Annotated in this window: 14 protein-coding genes; 5 read left to right on the top strand and 9 right to left on the bottom strand. The window is 41.0% G+C overall.

Going from position 1 to position 16860, the window contains the following annotated elements:
• Window positions 1-11 precede the first annotated feature (11 nt).
• The 5 genes from panD to H6G96_RS03360 all read right to left on the bottom strand — a co-directional run bounded on the left by panD (window position 12) and on the right by H6G96_RS03360 (window position 5038).
• Window positions 12-395, bottom strand: a complete 384-nt coding sequence (gene panD, locus H6G96_RS03340) for an aspartate 1-decarboxylase (protein WP_190910131.1) — start codon at window positions 393-395, stop codon at window positions 12-14.
• A 155-nt stretch (window positions 396-550) separates the two neighbouring features.
• Entirely contained in the window at window positions 551-1063 is a 513-nt protein-coding gene (locus H6G96_RS03345) for an inorganic diphosphatase (RefSeq protein ID WP_190910132.1), read from the bottom strand.
• A gap of 428 nt (window positions 1064-1491) precedes the next feature.
• Window positions 1492-1677, bottom strand: a complete 186-nt coding sequence (locus tag H6G96_RS03350; protein WP_190910133.1) for a hypothetical protein — start codon at window positions 1675-1677, stop codon at window positions 1492-1494.
• A gap of 1135 nt (window positions 1678-2812) precedes the next feature.
• Window positions 2813-3784 (bottom strand): DUF362 domain-containing protein, encoded by a 972-nt coding sequence (locus tag H6G96_RS03355; protein ID WP_190910134.1) that lies wholly within the window; start codon window positions 3782-3784, stop codon window positions 2813-2815.
• A gap of 171 nt (window positions 3785-3955) precedes the next feature.
• Window positions 3956-5038 (bottom strand): ATP-binding protein, encoded by a 1083-nt coding sequence (locus H6G96_RS03360; RefSeq protein WP_190910135.1) that lies wholly within the window; start codon window positions 5036-5038, stop codon window positions 3956-3958.
• A gap of 177 nt (window positions 5039-5215) precedes the next feature.
• On the opposite strand from H6G96_RS03360, the gene H6G96_RS03365 reads away from it, so the two are divergent.
• On the top strand, window positions 5216-7963 hold the full coding sequence (locus H6G96_RS03365; RefSeq protein WP_190910136.1) for an HAD-IC family P-type ATPase: 2748 nt from the start codon (window positions 5216-5218) through the stop codon (window positions 7961-7963).
• Between the two features lie 128 nt (window positions 7964-8091).
• On the opposite strand, the gene H6G96_RS03370 is transcribed toward H6G96_RS03365, so the two are convergent.
• Entirely contained in the window at window positions 8092-9513 is a 1422-nt protein-coding gene (locus tag H6G96_RS03370; RefSeq protein ID WP_190910137.1) for an aspartate ammonia-lyase, read from the bottom strand.
• 171 nt (window positions 9514-9684) lie between these two features.
• Here H6G96_RS03370 and pgsA point away from each other — a divergent pair, with 171 nt between their 5' ends.
• On the top strand, window positions 9685-10203 hold the full coding sequence (pgsA, locus tag H6G96_RS03375) for a CDP-diacylglycerol--glycerol-3-phosphate 3-phosphatidyltransferase (protein WP_190910138.1): 519 nt from the start codon (window positions 9685-9687) through the stop codon (window positions 10201-10203).
• A gap of 189 nt (window positions 10204-10392) precedes the next feature.
• Complete coding sequence (locus tag H6G96_RS03380; RefSeq protein WP_190910139.1) at window positions 10393-11292, top strand: LD-carboxypeptidase; 900 nt, start codon at window positions 10393-10395, stop codon at window positions 11290-11292.
• Window positions 11293-11314: 22 nt separating this feature from the next.
• Here the strand turns inward: H6G96_RS03380 and H6G96_RS03385 are convergent, their stop codons facing one another.
• Together H6G96_RS03385 and H6G96_RS03390 are read right to left on the bottom strand one after the other, a co-directional pair.
• Window positions 11315-12361 (bottom strand): glycosyltransferase family 4 protein, encoded by a 1047-nt coding sequence (locus H6G96_RS03385; protein ID WP_347242169.1) that lies wholly within the window; start codon window positions 12359-12361, stop codon window positions 11315-11317.
• Window positions 12362-12482: 121 nt separating this feature from the next.
• Window positions 12483-13226 (bottom strand): methyltransferase domain-containing protein, encoded by a 744-nt coding sequence (locus H6G96_RS03390; RefSeq protein WP_190910141.1) that lies wholly within the window; start codon window positions 13224-13226, stop codon window positions 12483-12485.
• Between the two features lie 100 nt (window positions 13227-13326).
• On the opposite strand from H6G96_RS03390, the gene H6G96_RS03395 reads away from it, so the two are divergent.
• A complete protein-coding gene (locus H6G96_RS03395) occupies window positions 13327-14646 on the top strand; it encodes an ABC transporter substrate-binding protein (RefSeq protein ID WP_190910142.1) in 1320 nt (439 codons plus the stop codon).
• Window positions 14647-14844: 198 nt separating this feature from the next.
• Here H6G96_RS03395 and H6G96_RS03400 read toward each other — a convergent pair whose 3' ends face one another.
• The gene (locus tag H6G96_RS03400; protein ID WP_190910143.1) at window positions 14845-15594 is read right to left on the bottom strand and encodes a hypothetical protein; all 750 of its coding nucleotides are present in this window, start codon (window positions 15592-15594) and stop codon (window positions 14845-14847) included.
• 199 nt (window positions 15595-15793) lie between these two features.
• Here H6G96_RS03400 and hemE point away from each other — a divergent pair, with 199 nt between their 5' ends.
• Window positions 15794-16855, top strand: coding sequence for a uroporphyrinogen decarboxylase (hemE, locus tag H6G96_RS03405; RefSeq protein ID WP_190910144.1), 1062 nt, complete (start codon window positions 15794-15796; stop codon window positions 16853-16855).
• Window positions 16856-16860: the final 5 nt, after the last annotated feature.

Below are 16860 nucleotides of genomic sequence, written 5' to 3' on the forward strand. Positions count from 1 at the left end.
TTTCCTTGAAATTAGACCTTACTGAGCAGGTCATCATAGTGCCGCACTTGCAACAGGTTATTTTTTTCGTCCACAATGACTACTGTAGGAGAGTAACTTTTTAACTCTTCTGGAGTGAACTGCCCGTAAGTCATTATAATCAGGCGATCGCCAATAATGCCTAGACGTGCAGCACCCCCATTTAGCTCAATTACTCCTGAATGGGCTGGAGCTGCGATCGCATAGGTAATAAAGCGCTGGCCGTTGGCACTATTAACTACTTGCACCTGCTCATAGGGTAAGATGCCAGCTTTTTCCAAAAGCATTTCATCGATGCTGATACTACCCACGTAGTTGATATTCGCCCCTGTCAGGGTGCAGTTATGAATTTTTGCCAAAAGGAGAGTGCGCTGCATTTGAGTTTAGGGTTAGTGGCAGTTTTTACAATCCGTAACAACCGAAATTTATTAAAGTGAGGAGTTAGGACTGAGTCGTTAAAAGTGAGGAATAAAAATTTATAAATCTTAACTTCTAACTCTTAACTCTTAACTCCTAACTCCTAACTCCTCTATTATCCTCTATAAGCTTTGACGGATTTTTCTACTAAAGGTGCAACCTTATCCACATCTTGCCAACCGAGAATTTCAGTCACCTTTTTTTCCAAATTTTTATAACTACGGAAAAATTCGGCAATTTCATCTAAGCGGTGTGGTGCTAAGTCTTTCAGGGATTTGACCTGAGTGTAGCGCGGATCTTTGTCAGGAACACAAAGAATTTTCTCATCGCGATCGCCACCGTCAATCATCTCTAAAAAGCCAATTGGTCGTGCAGCAATAATACAGCCTGGAAAGGTTGGTTCGTCAATTAGGACCATACCATCTAGGGGATCGCCATCATCAGCTAAAGTATTGGGTACAAAGCCGTAGTCGTATGGATATTGTACCGATGAATAAAGTACTCGGTCTAGAGCAAAAGCTTCTAGTTCCTTGTCGTATTCGTATTTATTTTTACTTCCGCCAGTAATTTCAATCAGAACGTTGATTAAACCAGGTTTCGGTTGGGCAGGAATACGAGATAAATCCACAAAAAACTCCTCTGATAACAGTGAATCATGGGGGCACTCAGTCAACTTCGCTCCCCGTGTAGAATTTTAGGGCAATATGGATCTCTTCCCAAAGTATTCATTCTATGGGATGGGGCATTGGGCATTGGACAATAATTAATAGTTCTTCTTTCCCTGCTTCCCCTGTTCCTCTTGCTCCCCCTGCTCCCCACTCCTCCTGAAATAGAAAAAGGGTTGCGAAGTTTATTCGCAACCCTTTTTTTAGAGGGTATTATTCTCTCCCATCCTCTATTACTGTTGAAGGGATTTATGCCCCTATTGTGTCAATACAATTGAAACTTGAAGTCACACAATACAGATTCAGCTTATTCCTGATGAACTACATTCACATCTACAGAGGTTGTCACAAAATCAGTTTTTTCCTTTTTTGTAGCTTTTGTAAAGCTTTATTAATCTTTCCTTCCTTGTAGGTTTTGGATTAGGGGTTGCTGGTTATTTTGAGCATTAGTTGAAGAATAATGAGCGATGACAAATACGGGTAAAATGAGAGTCAACAGCGCGATCGCAGTTCCCACAATGTCTGCCAAACGTTGGGAATATGTATCGGTATTGGCAGACTGACTATTTGAATTCATACAAAATTGAAGTTCTTCGTAACACTGTGATAGGTCTAATCTCTGATTGAGAGTATTAATGCTATTTTAGCTATTTTTAAACTGTAAAATGTGTAGAATTCTACAACTTAAACCAGTTACACAATTGTCATAATAGCCTTTTTATACATGGACTTCTTAATAGAAAGTTACAAGTAAACAAATAATGTTTTATTTTGTAATTAATATTTTCAGATGTTTCCCTGTATAGTCTAATGCTTCGCATACACAAAGCCAACTTTGACAGCATCATAAATTACATTTTTTCGCTGCTTAAAGATTAATTAGCAAAACATATTTGTCTGATACTTCATGAGTATAACATTCTAAAAAGCCTTTGATAAGGTCATTTTACTGGAATTGCTAATTTGTGATACAGGACACAAAACCGCAAAAGCACTGAATATCTATCAGTGCTTTTGATTGTTATATGGTAGTTATACACACAAATATTTCGTATCAGAGAAAGAATCGTAGCAATAATTGTTGCAACCAATGATAGCTACGAATAAATACTGATGCATCAAGTGTGTTGGGCAGTATGGATTCAGTGATAGCACTAAACTAATATTTCAGAATTTAAATTATTCAATATAATCAATATCACAGCCTTTTTGTCAATCTATATATAGGTAGAATAAACAATTTTTAGAAGATAGCATAGAAGTGTAGGAGCTATTGTCAAACTTTGCACATATCTGAACAAAATATTAAACTCAATTTCCAGCTCCTAAATCGGTAGAATTTTTTGGATAAATCAAATATCTAAGATCAGAAATTGTATAACAAATTAATCAGCTAAAAAAACCGCCACTAATTATAATAGGGCGGTCTGGTTAAGCAATCGGAGGGTAATTACAGATTACTCTGCTAATAAATGAAATTGCTGTAACGAATGCACTAAATTGGGCATGGGGCAAAAGAAACAAAGGGGCGGGGCGAAGGGTGCCTCTTGTTTCCTGCTCCACTTCGGCTACGCTCAGTGACCACCTGCTCTCTGCTCCCTATTCCCTAGTAGAACACGGCTAAAAAAGCAGACCATTAAAAAGTTCTAAAGAGCTTATTCCATAAAACTTTTGACTTTTGACTTTTGATTTTTCACTTCCGCCTTGCGGTACTAGTTCCTCCCGTAAACACTGATTGGTTCCTTGATAAATCGGGTGTAAAGATGCTTGAACGTAGACTTAATTACGCGAGGCATGCCAAAATCAATGGGCATTAACTTGTCTGGTAGTCGCCAATCTTCTATTTTCAAGAAGTCAGGATTTAAATGCGGAAACTCTATGCCAGCTAGTTCTGGACAAACTCCTAGCCTTTGAGAAGCTGCAACTGTGGGCACTTGTTCAGGAGGAACATTGAGAATTTCTACCATTGCCCGATCTAAAGCAAATACATTTGATGCGGCTGCTAAAATCCCTAGCTGGCGAGGTTCACCATTACTCGGGCCATTTCCTTCATGACCGATGATGCCATCTAATATGGTTAAGTTAGGGTTAATTGCCTTAGCAGTTTCTACTAACATTTCACCAAATCTATTCGCGTCTTTTCCAGCTTCCATGTGCCACCAAGCTTTCATTTTGCCGGGGACGCAACCAAACAAGTTTTTTACACCCAGTGTTAATGTCAACTGCATATGTGATTTCACTTTAGGCAAGTTAATCACTACGTCTGCTTCCATTGCTTCTTTAGACAGTCGCAGATGGTTAAAATTGTCACTGACGGTTTGGTAACGCTGACCGTTAAAATCGATGATGGGAAGATTGAGTTCTTCTAAAATCGGCAGATAGCCGTTTGCGACTGCTACGCCCTTAGCACTGCCAAAAGCGGGACTATCACCTAAAAATGGCTTACCACCAGCCTCAATTACCATCTGGGCAACTTCGTAAACTAGTTCAGCACGGGTGATACACTCTTTACCAGGACGCGTACCTGTAAGTAAATTTGGTTTGAGTAAAACGCGATCGCCTTTTTTCACAAATGCTGCCATTCCTCCAAAAGGTTCCAGCAGAATGACTAAGGATTCTCGTAAAGCCTCTCGTTCGTAGGATGTAGCCCGAATGAGACTAACAGATGGTTTTTGAGTTTGCATGGATAATAAATTACCAGTAATGAAGATATTCTTTTATCTTCCTATTTATACCAATTCTCTAAAATCTCGCGTACTAGTACAGCACGCCGTAAATAAGACACACATTCCAAATCAACGAAACGCTTACGCTGTGCTGTATTCATTTATAATTTTTAATTCAGCCTTGCGGTACTAGCTTAACCTCTGCCGCAACCACAAAGCCAATAAAGGTAACGCTAGTTGATAACCCTGTTCAGCACTATAAATTAAACCTTTGTGCTGTAATCCAGTCAGCGATCCCTGAAGGCTACCACCTCTTGAAAGACCATGCTTCTGAATATATTCTTTACTTTGTGGTTTATCTGTAGGATCTAAAGCCAAAGATTCTAAAAGATGCACCTGATTGGCTGGCAATAACATGAGTAAAGATTCAAAAACTAAAGACAAGTCTTTGAGTAATCCTTCTATTGCGTGCTGCACTGCTGCTTCACCAATTAACCCATCAGGAAAAGAAAAAGTTTGTAGGCGGCGAATTATTGCCATTGCGTCGCCAATGTGTCCTTGTACAGCATCTAAAAATAATTGCAGTGCTGGGGAGCGAGAATCAAATTTCATTCCTTGTATATGCAATATCTCCCTCGCCCACAATGCCAAAACGTCACTAGCTAAAGGGGCTAACTGTATAGTTTCTAGGGGATAGTTTGTCTCATCTGGATGATGGCTGATTTCAGCTATGGTTGCTACTAAGACGTAGCTAACATGAGTTTGTACATTGATTTCTCGTCTGAATGTGGCTTCCCACAAACCATTGCGATCCCAAGAGCGAATGTGCGGAAAACTGTGTAAAATCAGCACTACACGCTTATTTAAACTAATAGCCATAATTTGGAGCGAATTGAGCAAAATTTCAAATGCTTGCCATAACTGCTTTTGGTTCAGGGAACGCAATAACTTAAGTTTGCCTTCTGGATGAAAGACAAAAAACTCATTCCCAAAGTTACTTACCCAGTCTTGAATTTGTGCTGCTTCCCAGTTTTGGCTAATTGTCTCTGTTAGCAGGAGGATAAATCGCTCTCCATCTGTCGCGCGGATGCAGTCTATTTCCAAGACGATCGCACCAACTTCTTGGGCAGCCCCTCGCACTAAAGTTCGTCGCCCACTACCAGGTACGCCAGTAATCAGCAAGTCTCCGTCTTGGGCTAGTACTTCGACAATTCGCTGAAATTCCAGCGATCGCCCAACCAATTGTAAAGGAGTAGACAAATCCAAATTCACCTAGTTTTTGCCCTTGGTTTTAATCTTCACCTAACGGCAAGCATACCCACTTGCGTGACTACTGAGCAAGCATTGAAAGTAATTATGATTACAATCATCTTTTATTAGTGTTATATAAGTTTTAGCACTAAAAATAAGTGCTAAAACTTATATAACACTAAACTATAAGAGGCAAATATGGTACAGGCAGCATCTCTAATTGCACCCCAAGAAAAACAATCCACCGTTTGGCATACTTTGGAAATTTCTGAAACGATCGCCCACTTGGATAGTGATGCTGAGAATGGTTTGAGTAATGCAGTAGCCAAACACTTATTGTCAAAAGTGGGAGCAAACGAACTCACAGGCAAGAAAAGCAAACCTTGGTGGTTAAAATTTTTACTGCAATTTAACCAACCACTGCTGATTATTTTGTTGTGTGCGGGTTTAGTAAAAGCGCTAACTGGCAGCTTGGTGAATGCTGGTGTTATTTGGGGAGTGACTACCACCAACGCCATCATTGGATTTATTCAAGAATCGAAAGCCGAAAGTGCGATCGCAGCCCTCGCCAAAGCAATTACCACAGAAGCAACCGTCATCCGTGACGGTCAAAAATTACGCATTGCTTCTGGTGAGCTAGTGCCTGGGGATATTGTGTTGCTAACTTCTGGTGATAAAGTCCCAGCAGATTTACGGCTAATTAAAGTTAAAAATTTACAAATAGATGAATCTGCCCTGACTGGTGAATCTGTAGCGGTAGAAAAGAATACTCAAACTTTAAAGCCAGATATTGCTCTAGCCGAGCGCAAAAACATGGCTTATGCGGGTGGCTTTGTTACCTTTGGGCAAGGTACTGGTGTTGTAGTTGCCACAGGGAATACCACAGAAACAGGGCGAATTTCTCAGTTAATGGAGCAACACACAGATATTTCTACTCCCTTAACTAGAAAATTCAATAAATTCAGCCAGAATTGGCTGTATATGGTGTTAGGATTAGCAACCCTCTGCTTTGTGGTGGGATTAAGCTTTCGAGGTTTTGAAGAAGCTTTAGAAGCAGCAGTCGCTTTAACAGTCAGTGCGATTCCTGAAGGATTACCAGCAGTAGTGACAGTCACCTTAGCCATAGGCGTTTCTCGGATGGCACGACGCAACGCCATTATCCGCAAATTACCAGCCGTGGAAACCTTAGGGAGTGCAACTGTTGTTTGCTCTGATAAAACTGGGACTTTAACAGAAAACCAGATGACAGTACAGGCAATTTATGCCGGGGGATATCAATATACTCTCACTGGTATCGGTTACACACCGGAAGGCGAAATCCTGATAGATGACAAATCCGTGAACCTCAACAGCCATAAAGGTTTACAAGAATGTTTAATCGCAGGCTTGCTGTGTAACGATTCCCATTTAGAAAAGAAGAATGGTAGGTGGGTAGTAATGGGAGATCCTACAGAAGGGGCATTAATCACATCCGCAAACAAAGCAGGTTTTAGTCAGGCAACCTTAGCCAAACAAATGCTGAGGTTAGATGGAATTCCCTTTGAATCAGACTTTCAATACATGGCGACTTTGCACGCCACACCCCAAGGTAAGACTATTTATGTCAAGGGTTCAGTCGAGGCAATTCTCCAGCGCTGCACTCTGATGTTGAACACTGATGGACAACCCCGCCCGTTGGATTGTGTAGAAACATTACGGCAAAGCAGCGTCGAGCGGGAAGTCAATATTATGGCACGGCAAGGCTTGCGGGTATTAGCTTTAGCGAAGAAAGTAGTACCCGATGGGCAAAATACACTAGATCATTCAGATATTGATACTGGATTAATTTTCATCGGTTTGCAGGGAATGATCGATCCGCCGCGTGAGAGTGCTATTAAGGCAGTACAAGCCTGTCAGGAAGCGGGAATTCAGGTCAAAATGATCACTGGCGATCATGCTATCACAGCGCAGGCGATCGCTTATCGTATGGGCATCAACAAAAATGGCTCAGTTCTGGCTTTCACAGGTGCAGAACTAGCAAAAATGGATAAAACAGAGCTTGCCGAAGTTGCCCAAGAAGGTGTAGTTTTTGCCCGTGTTGCCCCAGAACAAAAGCTACGTTTAGTCGAAGCTTTACAATCAAAAGGTGAAATTGTTGCGATGACAGGAGATGGTGTCAACGATGCACCAGCCTTAAAACAAGCAGATATTGGTATTGCGATGGGTGGTACTGGTACAGAAGTTGCCAAAGAAGCCGCAGATATGCTGCTTACCGATGATAATTTTGCCTCCATTGAAGCTGCTATAGAAGAAGGACGGGCGGTTTATAAAAATCTGCTTAAGGCAATTTGCTTTATTTTGCCTGTCAACGGTGGTGAATCAATGACAATTTTAATTAGCACATTGCTAGCCAGGGATTTACCAATTTTATCTTTACAAGTTCTGTGGCTAAATATGCTCAATTCTATTACTATGACAGTGCCTTTAGCCTTTGAACCAAAAGCGCAAAACGTCATGCAACAAGCGCCTCGTCATCCTAATGAACCGTTAATTTCAGGGAGTCGGTTACAACGAATCTTAGCAATTTCCCTATTTAATTGGATTGTCATATTTGGAGTATTTGAATATATCCGCCAAACTACGGGTAATGTCGATTTAGCAAGAACAATGGCGATTAACGCTCTCATTGCTGGACGGATATTCTATTTATTGAGTATTAGTCAATTAATCCCGAATTTGATTGCCAAGATGGACGGCACAATCAAAGAGAACGTTGATATTCCTGCTATTGGCTTTGGGATTTTAGGGGCAATTCTTTTGCAAATTATTTTTGCTCATGTGCCATTAATTAATGAAGTTTTTGAAACAGCACCATTAAACTTGCAGCAGTGGTTATTTTGTTTAGCAGTTGGTTCACCAATGATTTTGTGGGCTACAGTAGTAAATCGTTTTGATCCACCAAATTAAATCACTCAGGTATTTTTCAAGACAAGCACCATCCTAGATTTCCGGTGCATTAGGACTAATGTCCATAACGCACCCTACAGATTAAAGCTAATGTGAATTAAGTTTTTCGACTTGTGCGTACATCGTAGCTATTCCACCTTGAGAGGTAAAATACCACTCATCTGTTCTAGATTTAACACTGTGGCTAATTCTGCCTCATTCATCAATCCTCGTTCTAAAACAATCTGCCGTAAAGATTTACCAGTTTCTAAAGATTCTTTGGCGACAGCTGCGGCATTTAAATAACCGATGTGGGTATTTAGTGCAGTTACTAAAGCTAAACTGCCTTCGGCATAAGCTAAACAACGTTCCTCGTTCGCAGTAATTCCCTGGATGCAGCGTTCGGTGAGTGCGGCGATGGTATTACCCAGAATTTCGATACTGTGAATCAAGTTATAGGCAATCAATGGCATCATCACATTTAATTCTAATTGTCCGGCTTGGGCGGCTAATGCGATCGCACTATCGTAACCCATCACTTGAAAACACACCATTGATGTCATCTCTGCCATCACTGGATTATATTTCCCTGGCATTATGGAGGAACCGGGTTGCACTGGTGGGAGTTGAATTTCTTTCAAGCCAGTTTTTGGCCCCGAATCCATCAGCCGCAAATCGTGAGATATTTTGACTAAATCCTGTGCTAAGTTGCGTAAAGCACCAGAAACATTTACAAATGGGGCCATACTCTGCATGGCTGCCATGAGATGGGGTGCAGGTTCTAAAGGAGTATCAATCAATTCTGAGAGAACTTCTACCACACGGGCGCGATACAAAGGATGAGTATTTAACCCCGTTCCGGCTGCACTACCTCCCAAACCCAGCACCATTAAATCACCAGAGGCGGTGTAAATCCGGTTTTGGTGTTCTGTAAGAATGTGCGCCCAAGCGCGAAAATTCTCACCCAAACGCACGGGTACTGCGTCTTGTAAGTGGGTTCTGCCAGATTTGACGATATTTTGAAATTCTACAGCTTTGTTTTCTAAGGCAGCGATCGCACCATCTATTGCTGGGTGCAATGTCTTGGATAATGCTAATAATCCACCAATTCGAATTGCAGTAGGAATCACATCATTGGTAGACTGCCCATAATTAACGTGATCGTTAGGACTAACACGTTTATAATTGCCTTTTTCTTCACCCAGAATTTCTAAGGCACGATTTGCCAGAACTTCGTTGACATTCATGTGGTGGGATGTTCCAGCACCCGCCTGATAAACATCGACGACAAATTGATCTCGGAACTTCCCAGCTAGGATTTCATCAGTTGCTTGGATAATCGCCTGACTAATATCTTGGGGAATGCAATTTAGTTCCCCATTCACAATTGCTGTAGCTTTTTTAATTATCAATCCAGCATCTACGTAAGTATGTAAAGGTTTAATACCGCTAATGGGAAAGTTTTCGATTGCCCGCAGGGTTTGAATGCCGTAATAAACGCTACTAGCGATTTGGCGATCGCCCATCGAATCGTGTTCGATGCGGAATTGAGAGTCTGTGTGTTCAGTCATAGTATTGTTTTAGGAGAGCTACAGAAAACAGATTTTCCCACGCAGCCACACTCAGATAAACTAATCTGCATAGATTTTGCATATTTGCTTGGCTGCTTGTTGCTTTACACTTGTTAATCTTGAAGTTTGATTTATGAATTACGAATTACGAATTATGAATTACGAATTATTATGACCATACCCAACTGGATTACTTTCTCTCGCCTATTGGGAATACCATTTCTGCTTTACGGTTTATATAATCCTACACCTCAAGCTCAGTGGATATGTTTGGCGATTTTTCTTATTGCTGCATTGACTGATTGGTTAGACGGTTATTTGGCGCGGAAACTCAACCAAATTAGCGAATTGGGTAAGTTTCTCGATCCCTTAGTGGATAAACTTCTGGTACTTGCGCCGTTACTGGTTTTTATTGAATTAGGAAAAGTGCCAGCTTGGGGAGTGTTTTTGATTTTAGCGCGAGAATTAGCGATCGCTGGTTGGCGGGTGAATCAAACGACGATTACCGGGGCGAATATTTGGGGTAAACTCAAAACTGTTAGTCAAATAGTTGCGATCGCACTTTTGATTGCACCTCTCGGTGAAGTGTGGCAAACTCCCTCTCTGATTTCCTTTTGGATTTCTGTGGCCCTAACTTTAATATCTGGGGGTATTTATCTTTTGCCCCAAAAAGCTAGCACTGCTGATTGATACATCTACCTGTATCGTCCCTATAGGTCTGAGATTTTCCCAGATAATCATGACAAAATATTTGTAAAACCACTACCAGAGCCTTTGACTGCAAACGTTTCTTTTCGGTTTGTGCAATCCTCACCCCAATTATAGAAGCAGTTATGAGGTATAGTCTTAACTCCTAACTCCTAACTTATAACTTTTTTCATGCCATCCCCAATCTTACCACCGCCCCTAAAACCTGGAGACTTACTACGAGTAATTGCCCCTAGTGGTGCTTTGCGAGAATTTGAGGCATTTGAACGGGGTATAGAAATTTGGCGATCGCGTGGTTATCGGGTAGAAGCCAGTCCTCAGATAGATGACAAATGGGGTTATCTTGCTGGAAAAGACGAAAACCGTCGTCAGCAATTAGCAGCAGCATGGCAAGATCCCGATTGTCGGGGTATTCTCTGTACCAGAGGCGGTTTTGGTGGCACCCGCATCTTAGAAGATTGGGATTGGCAACCAAACTCAGTCATTCCCAAGTGGCTTATAGGCTTTTCTGATATCACAGCTTTATTGTGGAGCCTTTATATAGCAGGAATTTCTGGTGTTCACGCTCCGGTACTGACGACTTTAGCAGATGAGCCAGATTGGTCAATTGAGCGATTATTCGATTCAGTAGAAGGTCGTCCCCTCGCTCCTCTTAAAGGTTGCGGTTGGGGTGGTGGCGTGGTACATGGCACTTTATTACCAGGTAATCTCACGGTGGCCACTCACCTTTTAGGTACACCAATCCTACCACATCTAGATGGTGTAATTTTGGCGTTGGAAGATGTCACTGAAGCACCCTATCGCATCGATAGGATGCTGACGCAGTGGCGTTTAAGTGGTGCTTTATCTCAAGTCTGCGGTATTGCTTTGGGCGGTTTTACTCGCTGTGAAGCGCCGCCAACTGTATCTAGCTTTAGTGTAGAAGAAGTATTGCGCGATCGCTTGGGTGATTTGGGTATTCCGATTGTTTCTGATTTGCCTTTTGGGCATGATAATCCGAATGCTGCATTGCCAGTGGGTGTAAAAGCAACTTTAGATGGGGATGCGGGAATATTAGCGATTGGGTCATAGTTTACCGCAAATCAAATATTACTCATTTTTTCAGGATTTTTTGGAACCATTGTTCTACGCGATCGCCCATAGCTTCTAAAGAGTATAGAGTTTCTGCTTGCTGGCGACAAGTTTGGCGGTCAATTTCATCCAAACGTTTAATCGCTTCTACTAAACCTTGGACACTATCAGGTTCCACCAAAAAACCAGTTTTTCCTTCTTGGACAATTTCTGTTAAACCACCCCGACGATAAGCAATTAAAGGTACTCCGCAAGCAAGCGCTTCTATTGCTACATTTCCAAATGCTTCTACCCAACGAGGAGTGACTAATAGTGCCTGACATTGACCTAACTGCTTTTGTAGCTCAACCGTTGGTAAAAATCCTACATATTCTATGGGAGCATTAGGGTATTCTTGACAAATCTTTTCCCAGTAAGATACATCCTGTTTGAACCCGAATATTTTCAGTTTAATACCAGTGATTTCTGCTGCTGCTACTGCATCTTCTAGTCCTTTTTCAGGAGCTATTCTACCTACCCATGCCAAGCTCTGAGTCGGTTTCTGGCAAAACTGATAAATAGATAAATCCAAACCATTTAACAGACAAATACATCGTTTTGCAAAGGTGAAAGTTGCTGCCTGTGTTTGACTGTGAACACCGATAGTACCCGGAAATTTAACTGCTACTTGTTCAATAATCTCATCCATTGCATCTGTCAAAGAACCCATACTAATCAGATGTGCGATCGCACAGTTAAAATATGGTGTTAAATACAATGGCAACCAATCATAAGCAAAATTAACAATCAAATCATAATCGGCTTGAACTTGACGAGCATAATTCCACATATTCGCTAAAACAGAATTTTTATGCAGCAAAATCGGATCACTAGAACTCTGATTTTGGGCTGGTATCTGTATTAGTTCTCCAGCAATTTCTCTAATAGGTAAACAATTGCTGATAGACCCTTCCGGTGCAACAATTTCTAATTTATGTCCTCGCCGCAGCATCTCTATAGCAATATTGGATAGGGTTAATTCTACTCCGCCTCCTAATCCTGAACCTAGAGGACCCATTGGGGTAGACATAAATAATAATTTATGGTACATTTCCGTCGTTAATCTATTTTCCTAAACATCATTCTTTCCATTTAAACAACATACTTATTGGGTTTCGCTATGGCTCCACCCAAAAGATATGCAATTCAATTCAACTTTGCTTACGGTAGCAGCGAGTTGTAATCAGGTAAGGATGAAAAACCTCTAAAAATTTACTCTGAAGTGTATGAAAAAATGTTTCTACTACTTTAGGATCATCTAAATGGAAAGGAAATTCTTGATTAAAACCTTTAAAGAAATGCCAATTCACTATCATTTTACCTTCAGAATTCAAAGATTGATAAAATTCTAATAACTGCTGGTTAGGATCTGGTAGATGTTCTAAAACATCAAAACATAAAATTGTATCAAATTTTTCTTTAGCAGGGATTTCAAGAGGACAAATTATTTTTTTGCCTAGTCCCATTTTCTCTGCTCGATACTGAACAAAATCACGATTAATCGGATTAATATCATAATAGATGACTTGCTCAACTTTTGGGCAAAGAGCAGCGCCAAGGGAATGAGTTCCTATTCCACCACCAAAATCTAACACTCTTCCTTGAGCATGATCTGCAATCAACCGCAGCATATCTCCAATATAAGCAGAACTTGATAAATGCCAAGCCCCCAATTCAAATAAATAAAGTTCTCCTACTTTTTCACGATAGAAAGCAGTTGCTTCTTCCCAATTAAAATCTTTGTGTCCTAAATTCTTTATTTCCTCTTGTCCTGCTGCTAACTTTGTTTCTATAGTTTCCGGATCTAAATTTAAAAAACCTTGTAGATGATGTTTTAATTCAAATGAATTTTCTAAAAAGCTAGTTAAGACAGAAGGCGTGGTAGAGTTTACCATAAAAAAATTATATTGCAATCAAATCAACGTATTCTATTTTAGAATAAATGTATACCACTTTGATTTATTACCCCTCGTAAATATTGAGATAGAATTTGGCATGAAAGCTACCCTGTTCCAATCCCAAATTCAGAGTTTTTTCCGCCAGTTAACCAATTCTGTTTTACGGCTTTCGCTGATAGTAATTATTCTGAGTATATTTTTATATGGTTGTCAGGGGACAATCCAAAAGAATGATAAAGTAATTCATTTGAGTTTATGGCAATCAATTAATCCCCCTGCTAATCGGGATGTATTTAACAAACTAGTAAATAAATTTAATCAGACTCATACTGATATTCAGGTTGAATCTATCTTCATAGGCCAACCCCAATTGCCAAAAATATTAACAGCAGTTGTGGGCAATACATCTCCAGATATTCTGTCATTCGATCCTCAATTGACAGGCCAGTTTATGGAACTAGGAGCAATTCAACCTTTAGAAGAATGGCTAGACAAATTGCCATTGAAGTCGGAAATTAGCCCCAACTTATGGGAGGAATTAAAATTAGACGGTCATCTTTGGTCAATCCCACTTTATACGAGCAATTTAGGCATTTTTTACCGACCTAAACTCTTTCAAGCTGCCGGAATTACGCAAATTCCCAAAACTTGGGAAGAGTTAAGGGAAGTTGCCAAAAAATTGACTATAGACCGAAATGGTGATAACAGACCTGAACAATACGGAATGTTATTGCCTTTAGGAAAGGAAGAATGGACTGTCTTTAGTTGGTTCCCCTTTTTATTGACCACTGGTGGAGAGATTGTAACAAATAATCGCCCAAATTTGATGAATGCGGGAGCGATCGCAGCTTTACAATTTTGGCAAGACATATTAAAAGATGGTTCGGCAACCCTCTCCTCCCCAGAGCGAGGTTATGAAGAAGACGCTTTTATCGCAGGCCGCGTTGCAATGCAGATCACAGGCCCTTGGACTTATATAATGAAGTCCAATGTTGACTTTGAAGTATTCCCCATACCTGCAAGTGTGAAACCTGCTACCGTGACTGCCACTGGAAATATCTATTTGATGAAGACTACGCCAGAAAGAGAGCAAGCCGCGCTCAAATTTTTAGAGTATGTTTTAAGTGAAGAATTCCAAACAGAATGGAGTATGGGGACGGGTTTTTTACCAGTTAACATCAAATCTGTCCAAAGTCAGGCTTATCAAGAATTTCTCCAGCAAAAACCTGTCATGAAAGTCTTTATTGACCAAATGTCTGTATCAGGTTCTCGACCAATCATTCCTGGCTATAGTCGCTTGTCTGACAGTTTAGGGCGAGCCATCGAAGCCACTATGCTAGGCGCACCTCCAGAAAAAGCACTCAAACAAGCCCAAGCAAACCTCGATTCAATATGGGATTCTCAACAATCTAGATGAAGAACTCCACCCACTCAAGGGAATTGAGTTCTTGGGTATGGGGAATGGAGTTTCCCGTCGCTTTCAATGAAATCAGGACTTACGCAAAATACCTCTCAAACTCTTATTCCTCCGTGTTCTCTGTGCTTCTGTGGTTTGATTTTCCGTTACCTGTGCGTAAGTCCTAGAAATGGAAAATCCTAAATTAAGGCTTCCTTTTTACCCAGAAATTTCACTCCGGCGATGTAAATTTTTTTTCAAGGTACACAAGCCAATTGCTGGTATAATTCCCAGGATTATTGCTGTCAATCCTTGTCCACTCCAATACAATATAAGACTCCGGTTGGCTTCTGGAATCAGGTTTTGCACAATAAAAAGCAACCAAACTAAAATGCTAATTAATAAGAAAGAGATTGAAGGTAAAAAATTCCACCACCAAATCCCTGTTGTGTATCGCCTCAGTACCAGCCATTGGCAAAGCCCCAGCCAAATACCAGAAATTATATATGCGATCGCAGACACAAATGCAAAAATAAAAGTTTGTTCAGGAGATAAAGTTTCATTTAACGATAAGGCAATAGTTGAAATATAGTTAATCCAGGCTGTAGAAACGCCGTTGGCAATCAGCCAACCGACGCTAGTAGCAAATAACCACTGCCAACCTGGTAAATATCGGTAAAGAACAAGGCTTTGGTCAGCAGCGAAAATTACAGCAAATACAACGTTACTGATACTCCTGACCAAAATACTCCATGTTTGTGGTTGGATAACAACACTAGGTGAGCTTTGGAGAATAATTTTCTCTAAGGCGATACTAGCAACGCCACCTACAACCCATCCGATCAGGGTCATTAAGGTAAACTGAATAAAGAACCTCTGTCGCTGCGATCGGGGAATCAAAAACTTTCCTGGGTTAGGCTCATTATTAGCAGATGCAACATGATCGGGACTGTTAGAGTCAGTTTGCATATAAAGTTAGGGGAGTAGAGAGTGGAGAAAACACAAAAGAGTGACGAAATTCTTTTATATTCCACTTTCATTGTTAATTCTTGTTTTATTCCTCTCTCGACCCCGATTGCCCTTTTGAGGTAAACCTGCTGAAAAAGCGTAATCCCAGAATGATAAGCTAAACAGTGGCATAAAAATGTGACTTAGGATGAAGTAATAAATGGGTGTTTATTCAACGACTCCTCATCTCTTAAGGGCTGCTCGTGGTGAAGTAGTAGATCGTCCCCCTGTATGGATGATGCGACAAGCGGGACGATATATGAAAGCATATCGAGACTTAAGAGAAAAGTATCCTTCGTTTCGCGATCGCTCCGAAATTCCGGAAGTAGCAATTGAAGTTTCCTTGCAACCCTGGAGAGCCTTCCAGCCAGACGGTGTAATTTTATTTTCTGATATTGTCACCCCGTTACCTGGTTTGGGGATTGACATGGATATTGCCGAAGGCAAAGGGCCAATCATTCACTCGCCCCTCCGCACTCAAGAGCAAATTGATGCTCTGCATCCCTTAGAACCAGAAGCAGCTCTACCATTCATTAAGACAATTTTGCAAGCGTTGCGCTCCGAAGTAGGCGATAAATCGACGGTGTTAGGCTTCGTGGGTGCGCCGTGGACATTAGCAGCTTATGCAGTTGAGGGAAAAGGTTCTAAAACCTATTCCATCATCAAAAACATGGCATTCTCAGACCCAACGATACTGCATCAACTGTTAACTAAATTAGCAGATGCGATCGCTATCTATGCCCGCTACCAAATTGACTCTGGCGCTCAAGTTGTGCAAATGTTCGATTCTTGGGCGGGTCAATTGAGTCCTCAAGATTATGACACCTTTGCTCTCCCCTATCAGAAGCGAGTTTTTCAGCAAATCAAACAAACTCATCCTGAGACACCTTTGATTTTGCTAGTTAGCGGTAGTGCAGGTGTATTGGAAAGAATGGCACAATCTGGCGCTGATATAGTCAGTGTAGACTGGGCAGTGGATATGGCAGACGCACGGGCAAGATTGGGCAAACAAGTCAAAGTTCAGGGAAATCTTGACCCAGGTGTGTTATTCGGTTCTAAACAGTTTATCCGCGATCGCATTCATGATACCGTTCGCAAAGCTGGTAACTGGGGTCACATTCTCAATCTCGGCCACGGTGTTTTACCAGAAACTCCAGAAGAAAATGTCGCTTTCTTCTTTGAAACAGCAAAGGAACTGAATCTTGCAGGAGTTAAGGGTTAGGAGTT

Source organism: Nostoc sp. FACHB-892, from assembly GCF_014698795.1.
Taxonomy (GTDB): Bacteria; Cyanobacteriota; Cyanobacteriia; order Cyanobacteriales; family Nostocaceae; genus Nostoc.